General features: G+C 67.3%; 22 protein-coding genes and 1 riboswitch. Of the genes, 12 read left to right on the top strand and 10 right to left on the bottom strand.

Annotated features, from left to right (window positions below; genetic code table 11):
- Window positions 1-64: 64 nt before the first annotated feature.
- The 3 genes from ACFFJK_RS00065 to ACFFJK_RS00075 all read left to right on the top strand — a co-directional run bounded on the left by ACFFJK_RS00065 (window position 65) and on the right by ACFFJK_RS00075 (window position 3,445).
- Entirely contained in the window at window positions 65-2,215 is a 2,151-nt protein-coding gene (locus ACFFJK_RS00065; protein ID WP_379677037.1) for a S46 family peptidase, read from the top strand.
- Between the two features lie 88 nt (window positions 2,216-2,303).
- Window positions 2,304-2,897 carry a nicotinamide riboside transporter PnuC gene (gene pnuC, locus ACFFJK_RS00070; RefSeq protein WP_379677038.1) on the top strand — a complete coding sequence of 198 codons (594 nt, stop codon included), beginning with the start codon at window positions 2,304-2,306 and terminating at the stop codon, window positions 2,895-2,897.
- Window positions 2,894-3,445, top strand: a complete 552-nt coding sequence (locus ACFFJK_RS00075; protein ID WP_379677039.1) for an AAA family ATPase — start codon at window positions 2,894-2,896, stop codon at window positions 3,443-3,445. Before pnuC ends, ACFFJK_RS00075 begins: the two co-directional genes overlap by 4 nt.
- Here the strand turns inward: ACFFJK_RS00075 and ACFFJK_RS00080 are convergent.
- The 3 genes from ACFFJK_RS00080 to ACFFJK_RS00090 all read right to left on the bottom strand — a co-directional run bounded on the left by ACFFJK_RS00080 (window position 3,442) and on the right by ACFFJK_RS00090 (window position 8,677).
- A complete protein-coding gene (locus ACFFJK_RS00080) occupies window positions 3,442-5,595 on the bottom strand; it encodes a TonB-dependent siderophore receptor (protein ID WP_379677040.1) in 2,154 nt (717 codons plus the stop codon). The two genes, ACFFJK_RS00075 and ACFFJK_RS00080, sit on opposite strands and share 4 nt — an antisense overlap.
- 91 nt (window positions 5,596-5,686) lie before the next feature.
- Window positions 5,687-5,796, bottom strand: a riboswitch (TPP riboswitch).
- Between the two features lie 88 nt (window positions 5,797-5,884).
- Window positions 5,885-7,462: a sensor histidine kinase gene (locus ACFFJK_RS00085; RefSeq protein WP_379677041.1), complete on the bottom strand. Its 1,578-nt coding sequence runs from the start codon at window positions 7,460-7,462 to the stop codon at window positions 5,885-5,887.
- A gap of 243 nt (window positions 7,463-7,705) precedes the next feature.
- Complete coding sequence (locus ACFFJK_RS00090; RefSeq protein ID WP_379677042.1) at window positions 7,706-8,677, bottom strand: DUF535 family protein; 972 nt, start codon at window positions 8,675-8,677, stop codon at window positions 7,706-7,708.
- 363 nt (window positions 8,678-9,040) lie between these two features.
- Here ACFFJK_RS00090 and ACFFJK_RS00095 point away from each other — a divergent pair, with 363 nt between their 5' ends.
- Window positions 9,041-9,748, top strand: coding sequence for a glutathione S-transferase (locus ACFFJK_RS00095; protein ID WP_379677043.1), 708 nt, complete (start codon window positions 9,041-9,043; stop codon window positions 9,746-9,748).
- A gap of 1 nt (window position 9,749) precedes the next feature.
- On the opposite strand, the gene dkgB is transcribed toward ACFFJK_RS00095, so the two are convergent.
- Both dkgB and ACFFJK_RS00105 read right to left on the bottom strand, forming a co-directional pair.
- Window positions 9,750-10,556, bottom strand: coding sequence for a 2,5-didehydrogluconate reductase DkgB (gene dkgB, locus ACFFJK_RS00100; protein WP_379677044.1), 807 nt, complete (start codon window positions 10,554-10,556; stop codon window positions 9,750-9,752).
- Window positions 10,557-10,585: 29 nt separating this feature from the next.
- On the bottom strand, window positions 10,586-11,788 hold the full coding sequence (locus tag ACFFJK_RS00105) for an MFS transporter (RefSeq protein ID WP_379677045.1): 1,203 nt from the start codon (window positions 11,786-11,788) through the stop codon (window positions 10,586-10,588).
- Window positions 11,789-11,903: 115 nt separating this feature from the next.
- Here ACFFJK_RS00105 and ACFFJK_RS00110 point away from each other — a divergent pair, with 115 nt between their 5' ends.
- The 5 genes from ACFFJK_RS00110 (at window position 11,904) to ACFFJK_RS00130 (ending at window position 18,595) form a co-directional block, all read left to right on the top strand.
- Window positions 11,904-12,800 carry a LysR family transcriptional regulator gene (locus tag ACFFJK_RS00110; protein WP_379677046.1) on the top strand — a complete coding sequence of 299 codons (897 nt, stop codon included), beginning with the start codon at window positions 11,904-11,906 and terminating at the stop codon, window positions 12,798-12,800.
- Between the two features lie 79 nt (window positions 12,801-12,879).
- Window positions 12,880-13,566 (top strand): Vat family streptogramin A O-acetyltransferase, encoded by a 687-nt coding sequence (locus ACFFJK_RS00115; RefSeq protein ID WP_379677047.1) that lies wholly within the window; start codon window positions 12,880-12,882, stop codon window positions 13,564-13,566.
- 70 nt (window positions 13,567-13,636) lie between these two features.
- Window positions 13,637-14,497, top strand: a complete 861-nt coding sequence (locus ACFFJK_RS00120) for a PhzF family protein (RefSeq protein ID WP_379677048.1) — start codon at window positions 13,637-13,639, stop codon at window positions 14,495-14,497.
- Window positions 14,498-14,766: 269 nt separating this feature from the next.
- Entirely contained in the window at window positions 14,767-15,549 is a 783-nt protein-coding gene (locus tag ACFFJK_RS00125) for an N-acyl amino acid synthase FeeM domain-containing protein (protein WP_379677049.1), read from the top strand.
- 154 nt (window positions 15,550-15,703) lie between these two features.
- Window positions 15,704-18,595, top strand: a complete 2,892-nt coding sequence (locus tag ACFFJK_RS00130; RefSeq protein WP_379677050.1) for an EAL domain-containing protein — start codon at window positions 15,704-15,706, stop codon at window positions 18,593-18,595.
- Window positions 18,596-18,852: 257 nt separating this feature from the next.
- Here the strand turns inward: ACFFJK_RS00130 and ACFFJK_RS00135 are convergent, their stop codons facing one another.
- The gene (locus ACFFJK_RS00135) at window positions 18,853-19,227 is read right to left on the bottom strand and encodes a DUF4124 domain-containing protein (protein WP_379677051.1); all 375 of its coding nucleotides are present in this window, start codon (window positions 19,225-19,227) and stop codon (window positions 18,853-18,855) included.
- A gap of 101 nt (window positions 19,228-19,328) precedes the next feature.
- Window positions 19,329-19,457, bottom strand: a complete 129-nt coding sequence (locus ACFFJK_RS00140) for a hypothetical protein (protein ID WP_379677052.1) — start codon at window positions 19,455-19,457, stop codon at window positions 19,329-19,331.
- A 227-nt stretch (window positions 19,458-19,684) separates the two neighbouring features.
- Here ACFFJK_RS00140 and ACFFJK_RS00145 point away from each other — a divergent pair, with 227 nt between their 5' ends.
- The 3 genes from ACFFJK_RS00145 to ACFFJK_RS00155 all read left to right on the top strand — a co-directional run bounded on the left by ACFFJK_RS00145 (window position 19,685) and on the right by ACFFJK_RS00155 (window position 22,930).
- Complete coding sequence (locus tag ACFFJK_RS00145) at window positions 19,685-20,224, top strand: GbsR/MarR family transcriptional regulator (protein ID WP_379677053.1); 540 nt, start codon at window positions 19,685-19,687, stop codon at window positions 20,222-20,224.
- A complete protein-coding gene (locus tag ACFFJK_RS00150) occupies window positions 20,221-21,285 on the top strand; it encodes a TIGR01777 family oxidoreductase (RefSeq protein WP_379677054.1) in 1,065 nt (354 codons plus the stop codon). The genes ACFFJK_RS00145 and ACFFJK_RS00150 overlap by 4 nt, the downstream gene beginning before the upstream one ends.
- Window positions 21,286-21,457: 172 nt before the next feature.
- Complete coding sequence (locus tag ACFFJK_RS00155) at window positions 21,458-22,930, top strand: pyridoxal phosphate-dependent aminotransferase (RefSeq protein ID WP_379677055.1); 1,473 nt, start codon at window positions 21,458-21,460, stop codon at window positions 22,928-22,930.
- A gap of 30 nt (window positions 22,931-22,960) precedes the next feature.
- Here the strand turns inward: ACFFJK_RS00155 and ACFFJK_RS00160 are convergent, their stop codons facing one another.
- The 3 genes from ACFFJK_RS00160 to ompR are packed head-to-tail and all read right to left on the bottom strand — an operon-like array spanning window position 22,961 to window position 26,781.
- Window positions 22,961-24,691 (bottom strand): coiled-coil domain-containing protein, encoded by a 1,731-nt coding sequence (locus ACFFJK_RS00160; RefSeq protein ID WP_379677056.1) that lies wholly within the window; start codon window positions 24,689-24,691, stop codon window positions 22,961-22,963.
- Between the two features lie 15 nt (window positions 24,692-24,706).
- Window positions 24,707-26,080, bottom strand: a complete 1,374-nt coding sequence (locus ACFFJK_RS00165; protein WP_379677057.1) for a sensor histidine kinase family protein — start codon at window positions 26,078-26,080, stop codon at window positions 24,707-24,709.
- The gene (gene ompR / locus ACFFJK_RS00170) at window positions 26,080-26,781 is read right to left on the bottom strand and encodes an osmolarity response regulator transcription factor OmpR (protein WP_051306146.1); all 702 of its coding nucleotides are present in this window, start codon (window positions 26,779-26,781) and stop codon (window positions 26,080-26,082) included. Before ompR ends, ACFFJK_RS00165 begins: the two co-directional genes overlap by 1 nt.
- Window positions 26,782-26,858: the final 77 nt, after the last annotated feature.

Consider the following 26,858-nt stretch of genomic DNA (forward strand, 5'->3'; position numbering starts at 1 on the left):
CACGGTCTTCACAAGCTGACAAGGCTATACTCTCGGATTGCTTTTTTTCATCTCGGGGTTCATCTTGTTCAAATCGATCGTCCTGCACACCGCCGTGCCCGTTGCACTGCTGGGCATGGTAACTGCCGCCGTGGCCGATGAAGGCCAGTGGCAACCGCACCAGTTGCCGCAACTCAAATCCGAACTGAAGCGCATCGGCATTACCATGCCGGCCGAGAAACTGGCCGACCTGACCAGGCATCCGATGAGTGCGATCGTGTCGCTGGGCGGCTGCTCGGCCTCGTTCGTCTCGCCGGACGGCCTGGTCGTCACCAACCACCACTGCGCCTACGGCGCCATCCAGCGCAATTCGACCCCCGAGAAGAACTACATCATCAACGGCTTCCTGGCCAAGAACCGCGCGGACGAGCTGCCGGGCGGGCCGAACACGCTGGTGTACGTGACCGAGAAGGTCGAGAACGTGACCGACCGCGTGCTCAAGGGGCTGAGCCCGTCCATGAGCGGCCGCGAGCGCCACGAGCTGGTCGCGTCGCGCATCAAGTCCCTGATCGCCGAATGCGAGACCGACAAGTCGGTGCGCTGCTCGGTGCCGGCCTTCCACCGCGGCCTCGAGTACTACCGCATCAAGCAGCTGATGATCCGCGACGTGCGCCTGGTGCATGCGCCGTCCGACCGCATCGGCAACTTCGGCGGCGACATCGACAACTACGAATGGCCGCGCCAGACCGGCGACTACGCCTTCCTGCGCGCCTATGTCGGCAAGGACGGCCGCCCGGCCGACCCCTCGCCGGACAACGTGCCGTATAAATCGAAGGATTTCCTGGTCGTATCAAGCGAAGGCCTGAAGAACGGCGACCCGATCCTGCTGGCCGGCTATCCGGGCCGCACCAGCCGCTACAAGCTGCCGAGCGAGATCCGCTTCGCGCGCGACGTCGACTTCCCGGCCAAGGTGGCCAGCATCACCGCCGACCTGTCGGTGATCTCGGCCGCGACCATGGGCAACCCGGCCTGGAACGTGCGCTACGCGAGCGTCGACAAGAGCCTGAACAACGTGCTCAAGAAGACCCAGGGCCTGCTGGACGGCTTCGCGCGCAAGGACATCGCCGCGATCAAGGACGTGCAGGACGCGGAATTCCGCGCCTGGCACAAGCAGAACGGCAATGGTTCGAAGAATCTCCTCAGCGAGCTGGATAGCGTGATCGCCCAGGACATGGCGGCCTCGCGCCAGGAGGCGGCGTGGCTCGAGGCGACCCACAGCGACCTGCTCAAGAGCGCCCGCACCCTGTACCGTCTCGCGCTGGAGCGCCAGAAGCCGGACGCGCAGCGCGAAGCCGGCTATCAGGAACGCGACCTGTCCTTCATCAAGGCGCGCCTGACCCGCCTCGAGCAATCCTTCGTGCCGCAGGTCGACGAAGCACGCTGGGGCGCCGCGCTGGCGCGCTATGCCCGCATCGACGCCAAGCTGCGCCCGCAGGGCCTGGACGCGCTGCTGCCGGCCGCCAACGCGCTGCCGGCCATGTACAAGGCGACCGAACTGGAAGAAACCGCCAAGCGCCTGGCCTGGATCGGCAAGGATCCCGAGGCCTTCCGCAAGTCGAACGATCCGTTCATCCAGCTGGCCGTGCGCCTGCACGACACCGGCATGGCGCTGGAAAACCGCCGCAACGACATCGACGGCAACCTGGAACGCGTGATCCCGCAGTACATGTCGGCCGTGATCGCATGGAAGAAATCGCAGGGCAAGCCGGTCTACCCGGACGCCAACTCGACGCTGCGCGTGACCTATGGCACCGTGTCGCCGTACTCGCCGCGCGACGGCCTGGTGAAGGGCCCGTTTACGACGGTCGAGGGCATCGTCGAGAAGGCGACCAACAAGGATCCGTTCATCGCTCCGGCCCCGCTGCTCGATGCCATCAAGGGCAAGCGCTACGGCGTGTTCAAGGACCCGGTGCTGGGCAGCGTGCCAGTCAACTTCCTGTCGAGCGCCGATACCACCGGCGGCAATTCCGGTTCGGCCGTGATGAACAAGCGCGGCGAGCTGGTGGGCCTGAACTTCGATTCGACCTATGAATCGATCACCAAGGACTGGTACTTCGACAGCGCCATCACGCGCGCGATCCACGTCGACATCCGCTACATGCTGTGGGTGATGAAGGAAGTGGACGGCGCGCACAACCTGCTGAAGGAAATGACGATCAAGTATCCGAAGAAGTGATCGGGCAGGCGAGCTGACGAGGCCCCGGCGGTACGCCACCGCCGGGGCCTTTTTGCTGTTACCATCCGGCGTCTTCTTATTGCACCGCATGAACGATACCCTGACCCTCGCCGGACTCACGACCACGCCGCTGGAACTCGTTTCCTTCCTGCTTGCGGCGACCACCGTGGTCCTCAATATCCGCCAGAAGCACTGGGCCTGGCTGTTCTCGATCGCTTCCTCAAGCACCTACGCCGTCGTGTTCTTCGATGCCAAGCTGTATGGCGACATGGGCTTGCAGTTCGTGTTCATCGCCGCCTCCGTGTGGGGCTGGTACCAGTGGCTGCACGGCGCCGGCAACCAGCCGCTGGTCGTCACGCGTCTGAGGCGTGGCGGCTGGGGCTGGGCCATCGCTGGCTGGGCGATCGGCTTCGTGCTGCTCTCGCAATTCCTCGACCGTCTCACCGACACCGACGTGCCGCATGCGGACGGCTTCCTGACCGCCGGCAGCCTGGTGGGCCAGCTCCTGCTGGGCCGCAAGAAGGTCGAGAACTGGCTGATCTGGATCGTGGTGGATGTGCTGTACGTCGGCCTGTACGTCTACAAGGGCCTGATCCTGACGGCGGTGCTGTACGCGGTGTTCGTGGTGCTTGCCTACACGGGCTGGCGCGCCTGGTCGAACATTGCGCGGAGGGATGCATGAGCGCGGCCGGGGCGCCGGATCCGAACCCGGGCCTGCCGGTCCAGCGGGTAGCGCTGCTCGGTGCGGAATCGTCCGGCAAGTCCACCCTGGCCGAGGCGCTGGCGGCGCACTACAAGACCGTGTGGGTACCGGAATACCTGCGCGAGTTCGTCGACACCCATGCCCGCGTGCCGTTCGAGAGCGACCAGTACCCGATCGCCCGCACCCAGCTGGCGCGCGAAGACGCGCTGGCCGGGCAGGCAAGGCGCTTCCTGTTCTGCGACACGACGCCCCTGATGACGGCCCTGTACAGCCGCCAGTACTGGGGCCGGGTGGACCCGCAGCTGGCGCGCCTGGACAGCCGCCACGACTACGCCTGGACGTTCGTCACGGCGCCCGACAGCCCATGGGAACCGGACGGCCTGCAGCGCGAATCGGAAGAGGTGCGCCAGGAGGTGCACCGGATGCTGGTGGAGACGCTGGTCGCGAGGGGCATTCCCTACGTCCTGCTGGAAGGCGACCTGCCGTACCGGGTACGGCAGGTCGAGGCACTGCTGGGCCAGCCTTAGAAGTCGAACTGGGCCGACACGCGGAAGGTGCGCGGCGCGCCCGGCAGCAGGTAGCCGCCCAGCGACTGCGTCACGTCGCGCCAATAGAACTTGTCGAACACGTTGTCCACGCGGGCGCGGAGGGTCGTGTTGACATTGCCGAGCCGCACGGCGTAGGACGCACCCAGGCCGGCCACGTGGTAGCCTGGCACGATCGCACGGTTTTCCGGATCGAAGGCCTTGCTGCCCGAATACTGCCACATCGCATCCACCTTCAGGCCGGCGACGGCCGGCACGGCATATTCCACCCACGCGGTCGAGCGGAATTCCGGCACGTTGGTGACGCGCTTGCCTTCCACGCCCGGGTCGCCGGTGCCGGTCTGCTTCGCATCCAGCGCCATCAGCGACAGGCTGTAGTTCAGGTCTGCATTGACCTTGCCCTGCGCCGCCAGTTCGATGCCGCGGTGGCGCTGCTCGCCGGCGCGCACGAAGGCATTGGCGGCGTTCACGTATTCCAGCCCCTGGCGGATGTCGAACGCGGCGGCCGACACCATCACGGCATTGTTGACGATGCCTTTCACGCCCAGTTCCACCTGCTTCGAGCGGCCCGGCGGCAGCGCGGCGTTCTCGTTGGTCGTGCCCATTTCGGCGATGCCGCCGTGCTGCAGGCCGTGGCTCAGCGAGCCGTAGACGCTCCAGTCGCGCGCCGGCTTGTACACCAGCGCCACGCTCGGCAGCACGAAGGAATCGTTCGCATGCACCCACGGCTGGTCGATCTCGGCCAGTTCGTGGCGCTTGAGCTTCACCCAGCGCAGGCCGGCGTGCAGCGTCAGCTGCTCGGACAGGGTGGCGACGTCCTGCACGAACAGGGCGTGCTCGCGGTCGCTGCGGCGCTCCATCACCGGGCCGGTACGCGGGCTGCCCGGCGCCGGGTCGACCAGCAGGTTGTTCCAGATGTTGCTGTAGCCGGCGTAGTCGTAGACGTATTCGCCGAAGCTGTCGTGGCGCTCGGAGACGGCCGTGCCCACGGTGAGCGCGTGGCGCACCGCGCCGGTAGTGAAGCGGCCCTGCAGCATGGCCTGCACACCCCACGGGGTCTTGCGCTCGCCCACGCTCTGGTAGTCATAGACGTCGTAGTCGCCGTTCGAGCAGTAGCCCGGATAGAATCCTTCGCCCTCGTTGCTGCAGCCGTAAGGGAAGGCGGTGTAGTCGTCGCGCTTGAACCAGTGCTTGTTGGCGGTGATGGTCGCGTTCCATTCCGGGTTGATGCGGTACTCGAAGCGCAAGCCCAGGTTGCTGCTGTCGGTTTCCACCGGCTTGGTCCACAGCTGGTTGTTGAGCAGGGTCTTCGGCGATACGCCGGTCGGCAGCGCCTCGTTGCGCAGCAGCTGGTAGCCCGGCGCGGTGATCTGCGACTTGTGCTGGTGGTCGAGGTCCAGTTGCAGCAGGGCGCTTGGCGCGATCTGCCAGTCGAAGGCGAAGGATGCGAACTGGCGCTCGCCGTCGGCGCCGCGCACGTAGGACTTCAACTCTTCCGCGGCGGCATTGATGCGGTAGCCGAAGCGGCGGTCCTCGAAGCGGCCGCCCAGGTCGATCGCGCCGTGCACGGTGCCGCGCTCGCTCACCTCCACGGTCGCCGAGCGCAGCGGCGCATTGGTCGGGCGCTTGGTGGCGAAGTTGATGATGCCGCCCGGCGCCGCGACGCCCGCCTGCAGGCCGGCCAGGCCGCGCAGCACCTCGACCCGTTCCTTGTTCTCCAGCGGGATTTGCGCATCGGCCGGGATCACGATGCCGTCCTTGCGGTAGCTGCTGGCGTTGTCCAGCGCGAAGCCGCGGATCGAGAACTGCTCGGCATAGCCGATCGCGTTGTACGCGTCCCCGATCGAGGCGTCGAAGCGCGCGGCGTCGGTCACGTTGCGGATCGACAGGTCCTGCATCTGGGTGCGGGTAATGGCGGTGATCGCCGCCGGAGTGTCGAGCAGGGGCGCGTCGGTGAAGCCGCCGATGCTGGCGCGGTCGCTGGCGACCCAGCGGCTGCCGGTGACGACGACCGAGGCCACGCCCGCGGTTGGCTGTGCAGCCGGCTGTGCGGCCTGTTGCGCCGATGCGCTGATGGAGAAGGCCTGCAGGATGGCGCAGGCAAGGACGGATTGCTTCAGGTTGAATGTCATGGTTTGCTCGTCTTCGCGCGCCACGGTGTCGGATGCGGCGCGCTGCTTTCATAAAAGCCGGAGCCAACGTGGGGGAAGGGCAAACAAGAATGGGAACTGCGTTGCGCTTTCCTTCGCTGGCATTATCCAGATCAGGTACGGAGGGTATCTCTCACCCGGCAGCGCAGCGTGAAGCGCGCACCAGGACCCCTAGCGAGGCGGCAGTGTACCACGGTCCCGGACGGACGTGGTGAATGTGGCAATGATGGGTGCGGGGGCGATGCAGCGACGAGCCCGCCTGTGCAGGGACTTACGGCTTGCGCTCCGGGTCTTGTTGCACGAGCGGAAGGGTCACCTGGAACGTGCTGCCCTGGCCCAGTCCCGCGCTGTGTGCGGCCACGCTGCCGCCATGCAGCTCGACCAGGCTCTTGACCAGTGCAAGACCGATACCCAGGCCGCCCCCGGTACGGCCGGGGCTGCGCGTCACCTGGGCGAACGAATCGAACACGTGCTCCAGCAGCGCAGCTTCGATGCCGATACCATTGTCGCTGACCTCGATCCGGGCCTGGTGCGGCCCCGCGTGCAGCGCCAGCACGATGCGGCCGCCTTCGGGCGTGTATTTTGCCGCATTGGCCAACAGGTTCGCCACGACCTGCACCAGCCGCTTGTGGTCACCCAGCACCACCGGATGACGGTCGGGCAGCTCGGTCGCCAGCCCGTGGCGGCGCTGCGCGATCGCGGGTCTGGCCTGTTCCAGGGCGTCGTTGACCACCATGGACAGGTCGACCGGGACGCGCTCCGTCGTCATCAGGCCTTGCCGCACGCGCGACATGTCGAGCAGGTCGTCGACGAGATGGGTCATGGCTTCCACTTGTCGTGCAATGATGTCGCCGGTACGGCGCTGCTGTGACGCATCGACACCCGAAGGGAGCCGCAGCAGGTCGGCGGCGGCCCGGATCGGGGCCAGGGGGTTGCGCAACTCATGCCCGAGCACCGCCAGGAAATGGTCTTTGTGGGCGTCGGCCTCGCGCAAGGAGGCCAATGCGTCCTCGAGCGCCCGCTCGGCCTCGCGGCGCGCCACGTCGGCACGGTTCAGGCGCACGGCCCCATGCCAGGTGACGACGATGATCAGCACCGCGATCCCCCAGACGAGCAGGGCAATCCCGGTATCGATGTCCACCGCGTCGAAGTGCAACGCAATCCAGATGATGGTACCCAGCAGGACCGGCAGGATAATTGCCGCCAGGAGCAGTCGCCGTGCAATCTGGGCCGAGGGAGCGTGACCCGTGACAGCCGCCATGATGCCTTCGGAGAAACGCGTCGCCAGGGAGCCGATCGAAAGCAGGATGAGCGCCACGACCGTCAGGATCGAGGTGCCGGTACCCGGCAATGAGTGATAAAGAAAGGTGTCCCGGAACAGGTAGCCTGCAAGCGTCAGCAGCGCCAGGAACAGCACGCCCAGCGCAAGCCATTGCGAGCGATGCACGTGGCGCGGGTAGGGTAGCGCCCCCAGGCTGGCGCCGAGTACCAGGAAAGCCGCCGCCGTGATCGGAGACGACAGTCTCCAGCCGCCGCGTCCTGCCATCAGGTCCGGGAGCCAACCGAGCGGCTGCACGGCGTACGCCAGCAGGATCATGAGCGCTGCCGCCATGAGCGCCAGCGCCGGCAGCAAGCCGGCATGTTTTCCGGCGCCTGACTGGCGCAGGACCAGCGCGCAGCAGGCCAGCAGGGTCATTCCCGCAGTCATGGGGACCATGGCCGGAAAGCCCCGGAATACCGAGGTGAGATGCTCGATCCCGGATGCCCAGCCCGACAGGCAGGCAAGCGCGATGACGGCGCAGGCGCAAGCGGTAAACAGCGGCAGGGCGGACCTGGAGGGGAAGTTCAATGCGTTCGGCTTTCGACTGAAGTGTAAGACCTGATGAGCATGGCTCGCCATCATAATCGAATGCATGCGCAAGCATCCAATCTGCGCTGGTACGCTACCCCGCTGTCCAATTCAAGGAGAGGGGTTGCCATGCTCGGCCAGGCCTCCTGGCGCGCAAGAGATTGGGGCACCCGCAGCAGCAGGCGCAGCTTGCGCAGCCATGGCCCAGAGGCGCAGGTGCCGTGCGCGCTGCCGGCCAGTGGGTCAGGCTTCGGCCGTCGCCGGCTCGGCCACGGTGCGCGCCTGCCTGCTCGCTGCCGGCACCATGTGCCGCAGCATCGTGGTGCGGGTGGAATCGCCGATGGCGCGCCAGAACTCGCGGCGCTGGGCGGCGCGCTTGCGATGCTTGGACGGCATGTCGGCCAGCGGCTTGAGGTAGAAGGGCAGGCGGATCAGGTAGCTGCGGCCCGGCATCTCGACTCCGCCCAGGATCTTCCAGAAGCCGTCGTAGGCGTTCTCGAAGTGCTTGACGTCGAGCGGGTTGTAGGCGATGTGCGATGTGCACTTGATGGCCACCACCTGGTCGATGCCCAGCGCCTGGGCGATGCCCTGCATGGCGGCGAAGCAGAAGAAGCTCGGCGAATTGTTGGGGAAGGCTGCCTCGAAGGCGTCGAAGGCCGCGCCGGAGTCGGTCCAGCGCCCCTGGTTGCGGGTGACGAACGGCACGATCGGCAGGTCGACACCGGCCAGCTGGCCATCCACCCAGGTGTAGGACAGGCGGTGCAGGTACTTGCCGTCGGCGACCAGCGACAGGGTGAGGTCGCCCTCGGCGTCGCCGCGCGTGGCCATCTCGAGGCGCATGACGAACAGGTGTTCGCCGTTTTCGTCCTGCGACGGGTGTTGCCACAGCGTGAGGCCGCCGCCGCCATAGACGGCCTGGTGGTAGGCATTGCCGAAGGTGGCGTCTTCGAAGCGGTAGTGCGACAGTACGCATTGCACCCGCTGGCGCGCGCTCAGGTCGGTGGACAGGTAGCTGCGGTGGCTCAGGTGGTGGAACAGGTCGTCGTGGGGCGCCGCCGCGACGAAGCGGCGCACCAGGTCGAGACGGCAGAGGGCCTGGTGCTCGCGCCAGTAGCGCAGCACGCGCAGGCTGCGCGCGATGCTGAGCATCCACGAGGCGGACGTGTACTGGCCTCGGCGGGCACGCCAACTTTTGGTCAGGTGAGCGACAATCATGAGAACGCTCCATTCAGCGTAAAGTTCCTGGCGCCACGGCGGCGCCACTGTCTTTATCTTCGAGTCCCGCCATGTGAAGCATGGCGAGATTGCGCAGCAGAAACCTCATTCTGCCACGCAAGTGTGCCGAATGCTAGCTACTGCCCGGATGCAGGAGTGGGAGAGAAAAGGAAGCAGTGGAAAAAGAAGCAATGGAAAAGGAAGCAACGGCGAACGGTGCGGTCATGTTGTCTCTCTCTCGGATAATAGTGACTTATTGTTTTCGCCCGGCAGGCACTACAAGACTATCATGTTTGTGCGGCGACACGCTTCCGATTCATCACTGATAATTGCGCCAGACCGAACGCGAACGGGAGGAGCGAGATGGTGTATGAACTTTTTTACTGGCCCGGTATCCAGGGCCGTGGGGAATTCGTCCGGCTGGCCCTCGAGGAAGCCGCGGCCGAGTATGTGGACGTCGCGCGCCGCGAGGGCGGGATGGACCTGCTGCTGTCCGCGCTCGACACCGAAGCCCATCCCTCGTTCGCGCCGCCCTTTCTGCGCGCGGGCGAGCTCACCATCGGGCAGGTGGCCAATATCCTGCTGTACCTTGGCGAACAGCACGCGCTGGCGCCGCGTACCGATCCGGGGCGGCTGTGGACGCACCAGCTGCAGCTGACCATTGCCGACCTCGTGGCCGAGATCCACGATACCCACCACCCGATCGCCACCTCGCTCTACTACGAAGACCAGAAGCCGGAAGCGATCCGGCGCGCCGCCGATTTCATCGAGACGCGCCTGCCGAAGTTCTTCGGCTACTTCTCGCGGATCCTGTCCAACCCCGAGCCGCGCGACTGGCTGGTGGGCGACAAGCCGACCTACGCCGACCTGTCGCTGTTCCAGGTGGTCGAAGGCCTGCGCTACGCCTTCCCGAACGCCATGAAGCGGCTCGAAGGCGAGTACCCGGCGCTCGGCGGCTTGCGCGACCGGGTGGCGGCGCGCCCCAACATCGCGGCCTACCTCGCATCCGACCGGCGCATCCCGTTCAACCAGAACGGCATCTTCCGCCACTATCCGGAGCTGGACGAGTAGTTCAGCCCCGGTCCCAGGCAGGGGCGAAATCCGGGCTGACGATGCGCCCGCCGCTGTCGAGGGCATCGATGGCGGCGATGTCGCCGGGGGCCAGCACGAGGCTGCGCGCTGCCAGGTTGCCGGCGAGGTTGGCGCGCTTCGTCGACGACGGGATCGCCGCGTACCCCTTGCCGAGCAGCCAGGCCAGCGTGACCTGAGCCGCGGTCGCGCCCAGGCGCGTCGCGATGGCCTGGATGGCCGGCTCCTCCATCACCTTGCCGTAGGCGAGCGGCATGTAGGCGGTGAGGTGGATGCCCGCCTCGCGGGCGAACGCGGCCAGCCTGCGGTTCTGCAGGTAGGGATGCAGCTCGACCTGGTTGGTGGCGATGTTGGCGGCGCCCACCGCATCGATGGCCTCGCGCATCAGCGCGATCGGGAAATTCGAGATGCCGATGGCCCCGGTCAAACCCTGCTCGCGCGCGGCCAGCAAGGCCTGCATCGATTCGGCCACCGGCACCGCGGCGCCGGGCGAGGGCCAGTGGATCAGCGCCAGGTCCACCCGCTCGAGGCGCAGCTTGCGCAGGCTCTCCTTCAGGCTCGGAACCAGCAGATTGCCGGCAAGGTGCGCGGTCCAGACCTTGGTGGTGACGAAGACCTCGTCGCGGGGGACCCCGGCAGCGGCCAGCGCCGTGCCGACTTCTTCTTCGTTGCCGTAGATTTGGGCGGTGTCGATGTGGCGGTAGCCGAGCTCCAGGCCGTTGCGGACCGAGTCGATGGCCTGCTGGCCCTGCAGGCGGAAGGTGCCGAGGCCAAGTTGCGGCATGTGCATGATGTGTCCTTTCAGTTTCGGTTTCAGTGTCAGTGCGTGACGGCGGTGCGGGGCGTGGCCTGGACCGGGGCGGCGTCGCGCCGGTCCTGCCAGCGGGCAAGGGTGGTGAGGGCGAGGGCGCCGAGCACGATCAGCGCGCCGATCCATGGCGTCGCCATCAACCCGAGCTTCGCGACGATGATCCCGCCGCCCCACGCGCCCAGTGCGATGCCGACATTGAAGGCCGCGATGTTCAGGCCGGAAGCGACATCGACCGCATGCGGGGCGTCGCGTCCGGCGCGCTGCACCACGTAGACCTGCAGTCCCGGCACGTTGCCGAAGGCGACCGCGCCCCAGGCCAGCACGGTGGCCAGCACCAGCGCCTTGTCGGGCGCGGTGAAGCCCAGGGCCAGCAGCACGAGGGCGAGCAGGGCGAATACGCGCTGCAGCGCCGGCAGCGGGCCCATGCGGTCGGCCAGCCGGCCGCCCCAGATGTTCCCGGCCGCCACCGAGACGCCGTACACCAGCATCACCAGGCCGACACTGGAGGCGGCGAAGCCCGAGACTTCCTGCAGGATCGGCGCCAGGTAGGTGAAGGCGATGAAGGAGCCGCCGTAGCCCAGCGTGGTGATGGCGTACACCAGCAGCAGGCGCGGTTTCTTCAATACGGCCAGCTGGGTGAGCAGGCCGGAAGGTTTGCTGCCGGCGATATTGCCGGGGACGAGGATCCAGCTGCCGATCATGGCCGCCACGCCAAGCAGCGACACGGCCAGGAAGGTCGCCTGCCAGCCGAAGTGCTGGCCGATGAAGGTCCCGAGCGGCACACCGGTCACCAGGGCCACGGTCAGGCCGGTGAACATCAGTGCGATGGCGCTGGCGGCCTTTTCCTTCGCCACCAGGCTGGTGGCGATGGTCGAGCCGATCGAGAAGAACACGCCGTGCGCCAGGCCCGTGAGCACGCGCGCTGCCATCAGCGCGGCGTAGTTCGGCGCCATGAAGGCGACCAGGTTCCCGAGGGTGAACAGGGCCATCAGGCCCAGCAGCAACGGCTTGCGCGGCACGCGGCCGGTCAGTGCGGTCAGCACCGGCGCGCCGATGGCGACGCCGAGCGCGTACAGGCTCACCAGCAGGCCGGCGGACGGCACCGACACCCCGAGGCTGGCGGCGATGGTGGGGATCAGGCCGACGATCACGAATTCGGTCGTCCCGATGGCGAAGGCGCTCAGTGTCAGCGCCCAGAGTGCGAGTGGCATGGTGTTCTCCTTGTAGGCCGTTGCTCGTGGATTGATGCAGAACCGGCAGTGTGCCCGTCCGGCCGGCAGGGAAAAATGCCTTGCCGTACAATTTACTTTTGACGTGGAGTCACAAATGATCGATGTTGGAGCCTTGATTGTATTTTCTGCGGTCATGGATGCCGGCTCGTTCTCGGCCGCCGCCGAGCGGCTCGGGCAAACGCCGTCGGGCGTGTCGCGCACCATCTCGCGGCTCGAGGAGCAGCTGGGCATGACGCTGATGCATCGCACCACCCGGCGTCTGCAACTGACGGAAGAGGGGAGCTGGCTGCTGGGGCGGGCGCGCAGCCTGCTGGCCGATCTCGCCAACACGGAGCTGGAAGCCGCCGCGCGGCGCTCCCAGCCATCCGGACTGGTGCGGGTCAATGCGGCCACGCCGGCGCTGGACCACCTGCTGGCGCCGCTGGTGCCGGACTTCCTGGAAGCCTATCCGCTGGTGCAGCTGGAGCTGGTCAGCGGCGAGACCTACGTCGACCTGATCGAGGAACGCGCCGACCTGGCGATCCGCATCGGCGCGCTGCCCGATTCGACGCTGAACGCGCGCCGGCTGGGCGTGTCGCGCCTGCGCGTGCTGGCCGCCCCGGCGTACCTGGCGCGGCACGGTGCGCCGCAGGAAGCCGCGGCGCTGAAGGCGCACCGCACGCTCGGCTTCACGGCGCCGGCCTCGCTCAACACCTGGCCCCTGGTGCATGCAGGCGGGGAAGGCTGGACCGTGACGCCGGCGGTGACGGCATCGAGCGGCGAAACGGTACGCCACCTGGCGCTGGCCGGCGCCGGCATTGCCTCGCTGTCGGATTTCCTGTCGCGCGCGGACGTCGCGGCAGGGCGGCTGGTGCCGGTGCTGGAAGACGTGACGCTGCCCTGGACGCAGCCGGTGTGGGCGGTGTTCTACAAGCAGGGGGCGCTGGCGCCACGGGTGGCGGCGCTGGTGGACTTCCTGGCGCGCCGCCTGCAGGACGTGCTCGATCGCTAATGGGCCGGGCGCGGGCCGGGCGGCCTGCCTCGGGTGTGCGGTACATTATCGCCTGTAAAAAAATCAACAGGAAAAACCCATGCACGGTCCCGATCCAGGCACACCCTTTCCCATGCCGGGCTTCCCGCAAGTCTGCTTCCTGAAGAACGTCATCACCCGGCCGAACATCGAGGTCGGCGATTTCACCTATTACGATGACCCGGACGGCGCGCACAACTTCGAGAACAACGTCTTGTACCACTTCCCGTTCGTCGGCGACCGCTTGCGCATCGGGAAATTCTGCGCGATCGCGCGCGGGGTGAAGTTCATCATGAACGGCGCAAACCACCAGATGAACGGCGTGTCGACCTATCCGTTCTTCATCTTCGGCAACGGGTGGGAGCATGGACGGCCGGCCGACAGCGAGTTCCCGTACAAGGGCGACACGGTCGTCGGCAACGACGTCTGGATCGGCTACGACGCATTGATCATGCCCGGGGTGACGATTGGCGACGGGGCCATCATTGCGGCACGCTCCGTGGTTGCGTCGGACGTGCCGCCCTATGCGATCGTGGGCGGAAACCCGGCGTGCGTCGTTCGGCAGCGCTTCGACGCGGACAGCGTGCAGCGGCTGCTGGCACTGGCCTGGTGGGACCGGCCCGTCGAGTGGATCGGCGAGCACGTCAACCTGATCCGCGGCGGCGACATCGCCGCGCTCGAAGCGGCGGCGCGGACCGGCGACCGAGCGGCGGCACCGGCGTACGCGTCCGGCCGGCCCGGATGCTGACCGACGAGTTTCCCGACTGGGATTATGATGGCGCTTTCCCAACCATGATCATATATATAAGGAACCCGCCATGAACGACAACGCGATCCTGCGCATCGCCGCTTTTTCGGATGGTGACGTGGGCGGCAACCCGGCAGGCGTCTGGATCGGGGACGCCTTGCCCGACGCCGCCGAGATGCAGCGCCTGGCGCGGGCCGTCGGCTTCTCGGAAACCGCCTTCGCCGCGCCGCAGGGGCAGGGAAGAGGGCAGGAGCAAAACCGGGCCTGGCGCGTGCGCTATTTCGCGCCTGAGTCCGAAGTACCCTTTTGCGGCCACGCCACCATCGCCCTGGGCGCGGCGCTGGCCGGTCGCTTCGGCGAGGGCCGATTCGACCTGGCGCTCAATGCCGCGGCGATCACGGTCGAGGGCCGTGCCGACGGCGCCAGGGTGGCCGCGGCGCTGCAGTCGCCACCTACCCGCAGCCAGCCGGCGCCAGGCGACTTGGCCGATGCCGCGCTGGCGCTGTTCGGCTACACCCGCGCCGACCTCGACGAACGCATCGCGCCGGCGCTGGCCCATGGCGGGGCGGACCACCTCGTGGTGGCGTTGAACAGCCGTGCCGCGCTGGCGCGCATGGCGTACGAGCTCGACGCCGGGCGCCGCTTCATGCACGCGCACGGGATCGTGACGATCGTGTTCGCCTGGGCCGAGACGCCTCGGCTGTTCCATACCCGTAATCCGTTCGCGTCCGGCGGCGTCTACGAAGACCCGGCCACCGGCGCCGGCACGGCCGCGCTGGCCGGCTACCTGCGCGACATCGGCTGGCCGCACGGCGGTCGCATCGACGTCGTGCAGGGCGAGGACATGGGGATGCGCTCGCGCTTGACGGCAGAGATCGGCCAAGAGCCCGGCGGCTCGATCCGGGTGTCGGGAACTGCACGCAAGATGTGAAATCCATGCGCCGCGCATGACGAGAAAAACGGTGCACGGCCATTGCGGCGAAGGTGATTTATCCACCCTGCATATGTGAATTGGGTAGTTCGGAATTGTTACCAGATTGTTACGTTTGCGCAAGGAGTGTGTAGGACAATTCTTGCATTCTTGTAGGAAAAATAGAGGGCAAAAAGTACTCCTCCTCAGCAATTCGGTTGATAGTGAACGGAATGATAATTTGTTCAGGACAAATTCTGTTTCACTCATTCAACCCCAAGGAGTACCTCATGTCGTTGTTCGACCCAGCCGTTTCCATCCCAGCAGTTCCGGCACGTGCCACACGTGAAGCACGTGCGGCGGGTCGCGCAGCCGAACGCCTGCCGTTTACCATCCGCCGGGTCGAAACCGAAGCGGACCTGCTCAAGGCAGTGCAGATCCGCCACGCCGCCTATGCGCGCCACGTGCCCGACTTTGCACGGTCGCTGGCGCAGCCGGAGGCGGCCGACTATGAGGGCGACACCATCGTGCTGCTCGCCGAATCCAAGCTCGACGGCTCGCCGCTCGGCAGCACCCGCATCCGTACCAACCTGTTTCGTCCGCTCGGCGTGGAAGAGTCGGTCGTCCTGCCGGACTGGCTGCAGGGCCGCCGCCTGGTCGAGGCGACCCGCCTCGGCATCGACGAGGGACGTGTCGGCCGTATGGTCAAAGTGGCACTGATCAAGGCATGTTTCATGTATTGCGAAGACAACGCCATCGATTATTCGGTAGCCACGGGCCGCCCGCCGGTCGACCGCCAGTACGAGCAGATGCTGTTCAAGGACGTGTTCCCGGAGCAGGGAACGGTGCCCTTGCGTCACGTCGGTAATATTCCCCACCGTGTGATGGCATTCGAAATTGCCAGCTTCGAGCAGCGTTACACCGAGGCGCGCCATCCGTTGCTGAACTTCTTCTTCAACACCCACCATCCCGATATCGATGTCGGCCCGGCCGTCCCGCCGCTGATCGCGCGCACGCGAGGAAAAGTTATGGAATACCCAACGTTGCAGGCGCGCGAATTCGCCGCGGCCTGACAAATATTGCATGACTGCACTACTGTAAAGCGGTATCCTTGCGCTTTGACGCTTCCGCCTGTACCACAGGAAGCTTTCGATCGCATTGATATCGCTTATGTCCAATCCAGCACCCCAACGTCGTTTTTCTTTTCCGGTCGCTGCACACGCGGCCGTGGAACGGGTGTTGAAGCTGTTCGCCTATTACTTGATTCCGCTCGGAATCGGCCTCGTTTCCCTCATCGCCCTCGTTTTCTGGCACGACCAATACCGCACGACCGGCGACGTGCCGTTGTCGATGCACGTCACGGTGCAGCAGGAAGCCAGCCTGAGCCCGGCCGCCGCGCTGGCACGCGCCAAGGCGTCTCCCCTGGATACCGGTCATGACACCCACCTGTCGGAGGCCCCGGTCTGGTTCGCCTTCGAACCGATGCCGCGCGCAGGCAGCCAGGTGGTCGAGTTCCCGTCGCGCCACGCCCTCGACGTTGCCTGCTGGGATGCCGGCAGCCTGGCTCCCCTCGGCAAGGCCACGCGCGCGGCCACCACCGGCGTCATCGAAGCCTCGAAGGCCGGCTTTGCGCTGAAGCTGGCGCCGCTGCCGGCCGAACTGCTGTGCCGTGCCAGCTTCGCCGGCCCGGCCCGCCTGTCGGTGCTGCAGTGGCCGGCGGACCAGTATGCGCTGTCGGTCGAGCAGTACCACCGCAAGTCGGGCCTGCTCGACGGCGGCATGGTGGTGCTGGCGCTGTTCGTGCTGATCACGGCCCTGATCAACCGCCAGCCCGTGTACGTCATGTTCGCCGGCTGGCTGATCCTGAACCTGCGCGTGGGCGCACTGTCGGCCGGGTGGGATATCCAATGGCTGGGCCAGACCATTCCCTCCGACTGGCTGCTGCGCAGCCGCTCGGTGACGATCACGCTGTACGGCATCGCCACCCTGACCCTGTACCAGGCGCTGTTGAAGGACAATATCGCGGCGCTGCGCTACGTGTTGCCCTTTCGCATCATGCAATGGCTGTGCCTGCCGATGCTGGCCGCGGCGCTCCTGCTGCCGTACGGGATGTACCTGCCGCTGCTGTGGCTTATCTGCACCTGCTGCTTCTCGGTGATGACGATCGGCCTGTTCAAGATCATCGCCGAGTCCCGCAACCGCGTCGCTTCCTGGTTTGCCGCCTCGTTCGTGGTGAGCTTCCTGGCCACCATCGCCGAAGTCGCCTCGGCCGCGCTCGGCATGCGCGAGCTGCTCGGCGTCATCAACAGCGTCACCGCCGCCCTGGCCTCGAGCCTGCTGGCCGCGCTGGCGGTGGCCGAGCAGATGCGCAGCGAAACCGAGCAGCGCGAGGCGGCCCAGCAGGAGCTGGAGCACGCCTACCAGGCGATGCCGGTGGGCCTGTTCACGCTCGACATGGTCGGCCACTTCCTGAGTGTCAACCCGGCCCTGCAGAAGATGCTGGGCATTTCCAGTTTCGTGCCCGGCCGTACCGCGTGGCGCCAGTTCTTCGCCGAAAGCACCTGGACCGCGCTGCACGAGCAGGTCCACGCCCAGGCCGAGGCCGAGATGGAGCTGGTCAGCCGCGACGGCACCCAGCGCTTCCTCGTCAGCGCCACCCTGGCGCGCGCCCGCATCGAAGGCGTGCTGCAGGACACCACCGAAAAGCACAAGGCCACCCAGCAGTTGCAATTCATGGCCAACAACGACCCGCTGACCAAGGTCTACAACCGGCGTGGCATCGAGCGCGAGTTCGCGCTGGCCGCGAACGGCCTGGCGAACGGCAAGCCGATGGCGCTGGCCTATGTCGACCTCGACCGCTTCAAGCTGATCAACGACCTGTTCGGCCATGCAGCCGGCGACGAAGTGCTCAAGCAGGTGTGCGAGCGCATGGCCACCATGCTGGCGGGCGGCCAGCAGATCGGCCGCGTCGGCGGCGACGAATTCGTGATCCTGATGCCGGAGACGGCGATCCCGCTGGCATCGATCATCTGCCGCGGCATCGTGGACCGTCTCGGCAACACGCCGTACCGGGTGGGCGACAAGGCCTTCCACGTGCGCGGCTCGGTCGGCCTGATCGAAGTCACGCCGGGCATTGCCATGAAGGATGCGGTTTCCACCGCCGACCGCGCCTGCCGCGAAGCCAAGCTGGGTGCCGGCGAGGGGCTGGTGGTGTACGAGCGCGGCGCCGAAGCCTTCCGCCAGCGCGCGGCCGAGCTCGACATGGTGGCGCGCCTGTCGGGCCCGAACGCGACCGACTGCCTGCTGCTGGAAATGCAGCCGATCATGTCGCTGAAGAACCCGCACGACTCGCTGAACTTCGAGGTGCTGCTGCGCATGCGCGAGCCGGACGGCCGCGTGGTGCCGGCCGGCGCCGTGATCTCCGCCGCCGAGAAGAGCGGGCGCGCCAGCATGATCGACCGCTGGGTGCTATCGACGACGCTGGCGTGGATCGCCGACAACGTGGCCCAGCTGGGCAATACCCGCTTCGTGTGCATGAACCTGTCGGGAGCCTCGCTCAACGACGAGCGCTTCGTGCAGGACACCTTCGATATCCTGAGCCGCTACGTGCATGTGGCGAGCCGCCTGTGCCTCGAGATCACGGAAAGCGTCGCGCTCCACGACCTCGACAACACGCGCCGCTTCATCGACCAGGTGCGCAGCTTCGGCGTGAAGGTGGCACTGGACGACTTCGGCGCGGGCTATACCTCGTTCTCCTACCTGAAGGAATTGCCGGCCGACGTGCTGAAGATCGACGGCAACTTCATCGTCAACATCAACGCGCACCCGGCCAACGTCGCGATCGTGGAAGCGATCGTCAGCCTGGCGGTGAACCTGGGCATGAAGACGATCGCCGAGTGGGCCGAAGATGCGGCCACCGTGCAGACCCTGGCCGAGATCGGCGTCGACTACGTGCAGGGCTGGGCGGTGGCGCGTTCGCTGCCGCCGGAGCGCTTGCTGCAAGCCCGCTCGTCGGCCGACTTCATCACCGACGCGGACGTGCTGGAGGTGCTGCGCGAGATCTGCACGCCGCTGCAGCCGCACCTGGCGAGCGTGACGCGCCTGCATGACGTGCATTGAGCGCCTAACAAAACCTCCATGACTGCGTTGCATCGCCTCGACGCACAGGCGTACTGTCTTCGGCGCTGCGCCTTGCCCTGAAGGTCTTGTTAGGCGCTCTCAAGCGGCCGGGCAGCGCACGCAAAACTGGATTCCGCCTGCGCGGGAATGACCTGTCGAAGGCGCGGCCTGCGAATCGGCTCCTGCCACTGCAAGCTGATCCGTCGTTCCCGCGAAGGCGGGAGCCCCATTTCAAAAGGGCTGGCGTTGCGCCAGATTCAATCCAGCGTCGCCAGCGTCTGCCTCCCACCCGCCGCATCCCCCAGCAGGAACTGCGCACGCGCCGCCTTGAGCGTGGTGACGTCGCGCGTCATCGGCCTGGTCGTGGCACGGGGCGCGGCCGGGCGGCGCTGCACGGCCGGCGGCGGCAGGGCGCCCTGCTCGGTGGCGAGCGGATAGGGCTGGACACGGGTGATGCCTTCGTCCGCCGGCGTATTGGCCAGGCGCACCATCGTGGCGCCCGCGTCGCAAGCCTGGTCGGTGAGGGTGATGCGGCCGGCGCCGTCGACACACTTGACGATGTTCGACCCGGCGTATGCCGCAGGCGCGGCCAGGACCGCGAGCAGGATGCTGAGAGAGAGATGACGTTTCATGGTCGGCTCCTTGACTGGAGCTTCCATTGTCCGTGTCAATTTTACAAGCTTCTGTTCGCTGCCTCACCCCCACACGGCCTGGACCGCAGAATCTCTCAGCCTTACGCTTGCGGCTGCTCTGCCACCAGCCGGGCCGCCGCGCCCTGGACCAGTTCGGCAAAGCGCGACAGGCCGTCGTTGCCGGTTTCCTCGAACAGCTCCTTGGCCGCGGTGCCCTGGCCGGCGATCACGTCCGGGCCAGTGCCACGTCACGGTAGGAGAGGGCGGTGGTAGCGGTCATGGCGGGCTCCCGAAAGTCGAAAGGCGACAGTATGGCGAAGCTGCGGTGCCGCCGCCCGCAGGGAATGCCGGCGCCCGGCCGAACGCTGCCTGCGCGACGCAATGCCCTTCGAGGATTCGCTTGACCTGTTGTTCATTTTATTCTCTAATTTCTGTATTAACAGAAATAAGGGAAATCATGAGCCTGAGCCCGACCGCGCAGAAATTCGTCCTCCATTGGGGAGAGATGGGAACCCGTTGGGGCGTCAACCGGACCGTCGCCCAGATCCATGCGCTGCTCTACCTGTCCGAGCGGCCCCTCACCGCCGAGGACATCGTCGAAACGCTCGGCGTGGCCCGCTCCAATGTCAGCAACAGCCTGAAGGAACTGCAGAGCTGGAAGCTGGTGCGCGTCAGCCATGTGCTGGGCGACCGGCGCGACCATTTCCAGGCCTTGCAGGACGTATGGGAAATCTTCCGGGTCATCCTGGAAGAGCGCAAGCGGCGCGAGATCGATCCCACGCTGACGGTGCTGCGCGAATGCGCCATCGAAGGCGAAGACGACAAGGAGCTCGACGCGGCCACGCTGGCGCGCATGCAGACCGTGCTGGAGTTCCTCGAGATGCTCAGCGCCAGCTTCCAGGATTTCCAGCACCTGCCGCCGCAGACGCTGCAGCGCATGCTCAGGATGGGCGGGCAGGTGGCGCGCTTCCTCCCGGCCGGCAAGGAGAAGCCATGAACACCGCGGCACACGCCGCTTCACACGGAGTCCGCCTGTCCGGCCTGGCCGAGGTACTCGCCGCCATGCGGCGCAAGCGCATCGGGACGGAGGACGGCGCCGCGCCGGACCTGTCCTTCGACACGCAGGCGCGCACCGTCCTCGTCACCGGCGCCACCGGCTTCATCGGCCAGCACCTGGTGCGTGCGCTGCTGCGCGACGGCCACGAAGTGATCGCCCTGAGCCGGCAGCCCGAGGAGGCGGCGCGCCTGTTCGACGGCAAGGTGCGCTGCATCGCCGCGATGGACGCGCTGCCGGCCGGCTGCCGTGTCGACGTCGTCGTCAACCTGGCCGGCGCGCGCATCCTCGGTCCGCGCTGGACCGCGGCGCGCAAGGCGGCCCTGCGCCGCAGCCGCATCGGGCTCACGCGCCGGCTCGTCGCCTGGATCGCCGGGGCCCGGCACAAGCCCTTCCTGCTGTTGAACGCCTCCGCGATCGGCTACTACGGCATCCAGCGTATCGGAGACGGGTCGGTGCTCGACGAAACGTCGCCGCCGCAAGCGATGTTCATGTCGGACCTGTGCCGTGAATGGGAAGAAGCGGCGGGCGAGGCCGCGCGGTACGGCGTGCAGGTGGAATGCATGCGCTTCGGCCTGGTCGTAGGCAGGGGCGGCGCGCTGCCCGCGATGCTGCTGCCGATCCTGCTGGGCCTTGGCGGCAGGCTGGGGAGCGGACGGCAGTGGCTGTCCTGGATCCACGTGGACGATGTCGTGCGCGGCATGGCGCACCGCTGGCGCCATGCGCTCGCGCATTCGCTCGATGGCGCGTCACCGGACCGCCGGGGCGCGACCAATTTCACCGCCCCGGAATGCGTCACCCAGGCGGCATTCAGCCGGACGGCCGCAGGCATCTGGCGCCGTCCCTGCTTCATCCCGACGCCTGGCTGGCCGGTGCGCCTGGCACTGGGCGAGCAGGCCGACCTGCTGCTCGAAGGGCAGCGCGTCGCGCCGCGGCGCCTGGAGGGCGAAGGCTTCGTGTTCCGCTATCCCGGCATCGAAGAGGCGTTTGCAAGCCTGAAATAGGCGTGGAAGCGCCTGTTTCATGCCTGATGCATGGTTTTAAGGGCCGCATTCAATCGTGCGACTGTCTCTACGGCAACTAATTAGACTGCGCGGAGTTTTTCGGCCATTGCTCCACGGCGAAAACTGTATACATCCGCCAAGTCCATATGCGACACCTTAGGGAGACATCCTGATGACCCAGCTGAATCAAGCCCTCGAACGCCCCACGGTCCCGACCCATACCCCGCACCTTCGCAGCCACATCAAGGCCGCGGCCGAGCACCTCCAGAACGACTCGGAAGAAATGCGCCAGTGTTCGCCGGAGCAGGTGCTGTACCACGAGTACATGCAGGCCGGGGCGCCGCACGGGCCGGCGCTGTATGCCGTCAAGGGCGAACATTGGAACGGCGTCAGCCCCAAATTCCTGGAGTTCATCAACGCCTTCCAGTTCCAGCGCAGCGACATGGGGTATGCCGAGTCGGGCTACGGCATCCAGCGCCACCGCAATTTCATGCGCCGCCTGATCGTCAACGAGCACCACCTCGGCGGGCGCAAGCCGGCACCCGGCCTGGACATCGATGTCGGCTGCCTGGCGATGACGACCCGGATGGCCATGTACGACATGGCCAAGGTCGCGCTGCGCCACGCGCAGGAGCACTACCCCGGCAAGACGCCGGTGGCGCTGGTGCCGACGCCGGCATGGGACTACCGCGGCATCTTCAGGGATGTCGGCTTCGAGGTCGTGTTCCTGCCGCTGGGCCCGAAGAACGGCTGGCTGCCGGACCTGCGCCAGTGGGACGCGATCGTGCGCGAGACGGTCGCCGACGGCAGCCGCCATGTCGCCATGGCCGTGACCAACCCGCAACACAACCCGACCGGCATGCAATGGCCGGTGGACGTGACGCACTACCTGCTGGAGCTGTGCGCCGCCCAGGGCGGCTTCCTGCTGCTCGACGACGCCTATTACTGCGTGCACGACCCGCGCGCGCCGGTCGTCAACCACCTGAAGGCGCTGCTCGACGCCTTCGACCGCAATGGCGGCGACAACGAGCTGGCGCGCTCCGGCATGTTCGAGCGCTGGGTCGCCACGCGGCCTTTCGGCAAGCAGTTCTCCTGCAATACGATGGGTGTCGCGGCCATCACCACCTCGCCGAAGATGCTGCGAGGCCTGAGCCGCGAATCGTGGATCAACCGCTACCACACCAATACCCACAACGCGGAACTGATGTGCGCCTGGCTGGCCACGCCGGAAGCGGCCGACTGGACCATCGAGACCGGCCTGTTCTACACCCGCCAGAAGGAACTGGTGCGCGCGCGCCTGAAGGAGCACATGGGATGGACGGACGCAGGCCTGTGCGTCGGCCCGTCGACCTCGTACATGCTGATCGAGATCCCCAAGGTGTACCAGGATGCGCACGGCGGCATCGACCGCTTCCGCGACGACCTGTTCTTCGCCACCGGCACCCTGGTCTCGGCCTCGCTGTTCAACCAGACGGCGCCGGTGCCGTATGTGCGCCTGCACCTGGGCAGCCATCCGGACGTGATCGAGGAGTTCCTGCGCCGCTGGCAGGCCGCGGGCCTGCGCTACGACATGCCGGAAACCTTCGGGGGCAGGGAAGCGCTGGCCAGGCCGGTGCCGGCGCCGGCGTTCCGGCAGGAAGCCTGACTTGTTTCGGGGCGAGTACTTAGCGAGTACTCAGATGCCGAAGGCCTTCAGTCCGGCATCGAGCAGCACGTCCAGCGGGTTGTTCCTGCGGCGGCCCGGCCGTGCGTTGCGCGGCACCTCTTCGTACAGGAAGCAGGCCTGCTCGCCGGCGAACCTGTCGTGCAGCAGGGGCTGCCTGCCCAGCAGGTAGGGAATGAAGGGCTCGGCGCGCACGGTGGCGTAACGGGTGTCGACGGAAAAGCCCAGGCTCGCCTCCTGGCTGACGGTCCGGCCGGCGCCGCTGCCCGCAAGCTCGAACCGCACGCCGCGGCATCCCTTGACCACCAGCGTGGCCGGACCCTCGAAGGCCAGGTAACGCAGTTGCAGCGTGAGCCAGGCGTGCAGCGTTCCCAGGCGCCAGTGGCTGCGGATGAGCGGCCGCTGTCCGGCCTTGACCACGACCCCGACCAGCGCGCGCGGCTGGAGCACGAAGGCCTGGCCCGCGGCCAGCTCCAGCAGGGCGACCTCGTCGAGCGCATCGCCCGTGGACGACACCACGACGTCGAGCGCCTCGGTGGCGCGCAGGCGCTTGAGCATCCACAGGCGCGCGGCGAGGCTGGTCAGCGGACGGCGCCAGTCGAACAGCAGGCGGGTGGCGATGCGGGCGCCGGCGGGCTGGCTCTGGCAGTAATCCGGACGGATGCGCAGCTCGTCCCCGGGCGCCAGCGCGACCTGCTGCGATACCGAGGAGATGCGCGCGCCGTCACGGTTGCCAGGGACCGGCGGCGCCGCAAAGCCCGTCCGGCCCGGGTCGATCACGATGGGCGGCCTGCGCGCGGCCAGCGGGGCCAGCACGAAGTAGAACAGCGCGCGCATCAGCGCGGGAACGAGCCACCATGCAAGCAGCAGCGCCAGCGCCACCGGCAGCAGCGGGCGCAGCACCTGCCAGGCGCGCCAGGCCTGGTTCCGCGCCGCCAGTTCCTCGACCAGGTGGAGCCGCTCGCGCAGCGGCGCGGCGGCGGCGGCGAGGCGCGCCTGGTCGACCTGGAACGCGCCCAGGGCGGGCGCGGACGGCAGTTGCCGCAGCAGGGCCTGCTGGGCCAGGAAGGCCTTGTGCGCCCGGTCGTTCCGGGCCCGCAGGGCCCTGGCCTGGGCATCGAGCACCTGCAGCTGCCGGTACGAGGGGGTGAAGAACAGCTTCGCCCACGGTCCCGCGGCCGCTTCGGCCTGGGCGCGGCGTTTCAGCTGGTCCTGCAGCGCCGCGTAGGCTGCCGCGTGTTCGCGCCGCAGCAGATCGAGCCTGTCGAGTGCTGCCTGGCGGTTGACCAGGACCTCGGCCCGCGCACGCAGGCCGAGCAGGTGGGCCTTTTCCTGGCCGCGCAGCTCGAGCTCGACCTTGCGCGTGGCCGACCGGGCCAACTGTTCCGGCAAGGCGTTGCCGCCCGCGAGCGCCGCGGACAGGAGCTGCATTCGTTCCCGCTCGTCCTCCTGCCGCAGGCGGGCCATTTCGTCATCGACGCTGCGGATCCTGGCATCGATGCGCTGCATGCCCGCGCCGGAGAGCTGCTCGAGCTCGCGCGCGAGCGTGGCCGCCATGGCGGCCTGGCGCCGCTCCAGGTCGGCCTGCGCGCGCTGCAGCGACGGCAGTTCGCCGACGATGCGCTGGACATTTGCCCACTCGCCGCGCAGCCAGTGGCCCGAGGCGAGCACGAGCAGGATGGCCGCGAACAGCAGCAAGTTGCGGCCGAGGCCGCGCAGGAGGGAGGAAAGCAGGTGGACCACGTTCCCGCGGCGCGGTCAGCCTGCCAGCGGCAGGGCGATCTGCACCAGCAGGCCGCCGCCCTGGCGGTTGCTCACCGTGAGTTCGGCGCCGTGGCGCGTGAGCACACGCTCGACGATCGCCAGGCCCAGGCCGGCGCCGTTGGCCTGGCCGCGCGCGCTGTCGAGGCGCGTGAAGGGCTTGAGCAGCTGGCCGATCTGGTCTTCCGGCACGCCCACGCCATGGTCGCACAGTTCGATCACGGCGCGCCGCCCGTGGCCGGTCGCTTTCACGCGCAGCACGATGTCGATCTCGGTGAGGTCCTGGCCCGGGGTCTTGCCGTACTTGCGCGCGTTCTCGATGATGTTGTTGACCACGCGCCGCAGGTCGGTCGCATTGCCCATCACGTGCACGCCCGGCATCAGGTCGATCCGCACGCGCAGGTCGCGGATGCGGCCCGCTTCGCGGCCGACGTCGGCCAGCATCTCGGACAGGTTGACGGCGGTGAAGGTCGCGGCGTCGGTCGGCTTGGCGAAGTCGAGGAACTGGCCGATGATCGCGTCCATCTGGTTGATGTCCGACTGCATGCCTTCGCGCGCGTCCTGCGGCAGGTTGGCCATCTCGACCTCCAGTTGCATGCGCGCCAGCGGCGTGCGCAGATCGTGCGAAATGCCGGCCAGGATCACGGCGCGGTCCTTCTCGACTTGCGCCAGGTCTTCGACCATCTGGTTGAAGCTGCGGTTGGCCTCGATGATCTCCTGCGAGCCTTTCTCCGGCAGCGGCGCGGGCCGCTCGCCCTTGGCGATGGCGCGCGCGGCGGCGGTCAAACGCGCCAGCGGCCGGTTGACGAGCGAGGAGATCAGCGCCGCCCCGATCAGGGACAGCAGGCCCACCAGCGTGGCCCAGCCCAGCCACTGCACGCCCGACAGGCCGGCCAGGCGCTCGCGTTCGAGCATCAGCCAGTATTCGTCCCCCTCGATGCTGAAGCTGATGTAGAAACCCGGCACCCCGTTCACGCCGCTGGAAAAGCGCGTCTGCTGGCCCAGGCGCTCGCGCACCATGGCTGCGATCTCGGGCATCAAGGGATTGTCCGGTGGCGGCTCGACGATGTCGTCCTCGTTCAGCGTGAAGATGCGGATGCCTTCGTTCGACACCAGTTCGAACAGCAGTTCGCGCCGCTGCTCCGGGGCCGAATGGATCAGTGCCGCCTTGGTGAGGGTGACGACGGAATTGACCAGCTGGGCGGTCTGTTCGATTTGCGGCCCGCGCTGGAACACGCTGATCATGCCGATCCACGAGCCCATCGAGGCCGCGGTGAGCGCCGACATCAGCAGGAAGGTGCGCCAGAACAGGCCGCTCTTGAACCAGGCGAAGCGTGCGGCGCGCCGCGCCGCGGAAAGCGGGGCGAACACTAGCGCGGCTGTCCTTCAGGGATGAACACGTAGCCCAGCCCCCATACGGTCTGGATGTACAGCGGGCTCGACGGGTCCGGCTCGATCAGCTTGCGCAGGCGCGAGATCTGCACGTCGAGCGAGCGGTCGAAGACCTCGTACTCGCGCCCGCGCGCCAGTTCCATCAGCTTCTCGCGCGACAGCGGCTGGCGCGCATGGCGCGCGAACACCTTCAGCACCGAGAACTCGCCGGTGGTCAGCGGCACCGTCTCGCCGTTCTTCTTGAGCGTGCGCGTACCCAGGTCGAGCACGAAGTCGCCGAACTCGAAGGTCTGCGGCGTCTCGCTCGGCGCGCCCGGGATCTCGTCCGGGCCCTTGCGGCGCAGGACGGCCCCGATGCGGGCCACCAGTTCGCGCGGGTTGAAGGGCTTGGGCAGGTAGTCGTCGGCGCCCATCTCGAGGCCGACGATGCGGTCCACGTCCTCGCCCTTGGCGGTCAGCATGATGATCGGGGTCTGGTCGCCGGCGCCGCGCAGGCGGCGGCAGATCGACAGGCCGTCTTCGCCCGGCAGCATCAGGTCGAGCACCAGCAGGTCGTAGCGCTCGCGCAGCCACAGCTTGTTCATGGCCGGCGCGCTCTCGGCGGTCACGACCTGGAACCCCTGTTCGGTGAGGTAGCGGCGCAGCAGGTCGCGCAGGCGCACGTCGTCGTCCACGACCATGATCTTCGCGGAATGCCCGCCCTGGGCGCCGGGTGTGCCGGTATTACCCGTGTTGTTCGTCGTCGCGTTCATAGTGC

Source organism: Massilia consociata (assembly GCF_042432755.1).
GTDB lineage: Bacteria > Pseudomonadota > Gammaproteobacteria > Burkholderiales > Burkholderiaceae_D > Telluria > Telluria consociata.

Excerpts from the sequence above, each read along its gene's own strand:
- ACFFJK_RS00145 (WP_379677053.1), top strand. The coding sequence starts at position 19,685 with ATGAGCCTGAGCCCGACCGCGCAGAAATTCGTCCTCCATTGGGGAGAG.
- ACFFJK_RS00115 (WP_379677047.1), top strand. The coding sequence starts at position 12,880 with ATGCACGGTCCCGATCCAGGCACACCCTTTCCCATGCCGGGCTTCCCG.
- ACFFJK_RS00125 (WP_379677049.1), top strand. The coding sequence starts at position 14,767 with ATGTCGTTGTTCGACCCAGCCGTTTCCATCCCAGCAGTTCCGGCACGT.
- ACFFJK_RS00090 (WP_379677042.1), bottom strand. The coding sequence starts at position 8,677 with ATGATTGTCGCTCACCTGACCAAAAGTTGGCGTGCCCGCCGAGGCCAG.
- ACFFJK_RS00150 (WP_379677054.1), top strand. The coding sequence starts at position 20,221 with ATGAACACCGCGGCACACGCCGCTTCACACGGAGTCCGCCTGTCCGGC.
- ACFFJK_RS00120 (WP_379677048.1), top strand. The coding sequence starts at position 13,637 with ATGAACGACAACGCGATCCTGCGCATCGCCGCTTTTTCGGATGGTGAC.
- ACFFJK_RS00135 (WP_379677051.1), bottom strand. The coding sequence starts at position 19,227 with ATGAAACGTCATCTCTCTCTCAGCATCCTGCTCGCGGTCCTGGCCGCG.
- ACFFJK_RS00095 (WP_379677043.1), top strand. The coding sequence starts at position 9,041 with ATGGTGTATGAACTTTTTTACTGGCCCGGTATCCAGGGCCGTGGGGAA.
- ACFFJK_RS00075 (WP_379677039.1), top strand. The coding sequence starts at position 2,894 with ATGAGCGCGGCCGGGGCGCCGGATCCGAACCCGGGCCTGCCGGTCCAG.
- ompR (WP_051306146.1), bottom strand. The coding sequence starts at position 26,781 with ATGGTCGTGGACGACGACGTGCGCCTGCGCGACCTGCTGCGCCGCTAC.
- ACFFJK_RS00105 (WP_379677045.1), bottom strand. The coding sequence starts at position 11,788 with ATGCCACTCGCACTCTGGGCGCTGACACTGAGCGCCTTCGCCATCGGG.
- ACFFJK_RS00080 (WP_379677040.1), bottom strand. The coding sequence starts at position 5,595 with ATGACATTCAACCTGAAGCAATCCGTCCTTGCCTGCGCCATCCTGCAG.
- pnuC (WP_379677038.1), top strand. The coding sequence starts at position 2,304 with ATGAACGATACCCTGACCCTCGCCGGACTCACGACCACGCCGCTGGAA.
- ACFFJK_RS00155 (WP_379677055.1), top strand. The coding sequence starts at position 21,458 with ATGACCCAGCTGAATCAAGCCCTCGAACGCCCCACGGTCCCGACCCAT.
- ACFFJK_RS00110 (WP_379677046.1), top strand. The coding sequence starts at position 11,904 with ATGATCGATGTTGGAGCCTTGATTGTATTTTCTGCGGTCATGGATGCC.
- dkgB (WP_379677044.1), bottom strand. The coding sequence starts at position 10,556 with ATGCACATGCCGCAACTTGGCCTCGGCACCTTCCGCCTGCAGGGCCAG.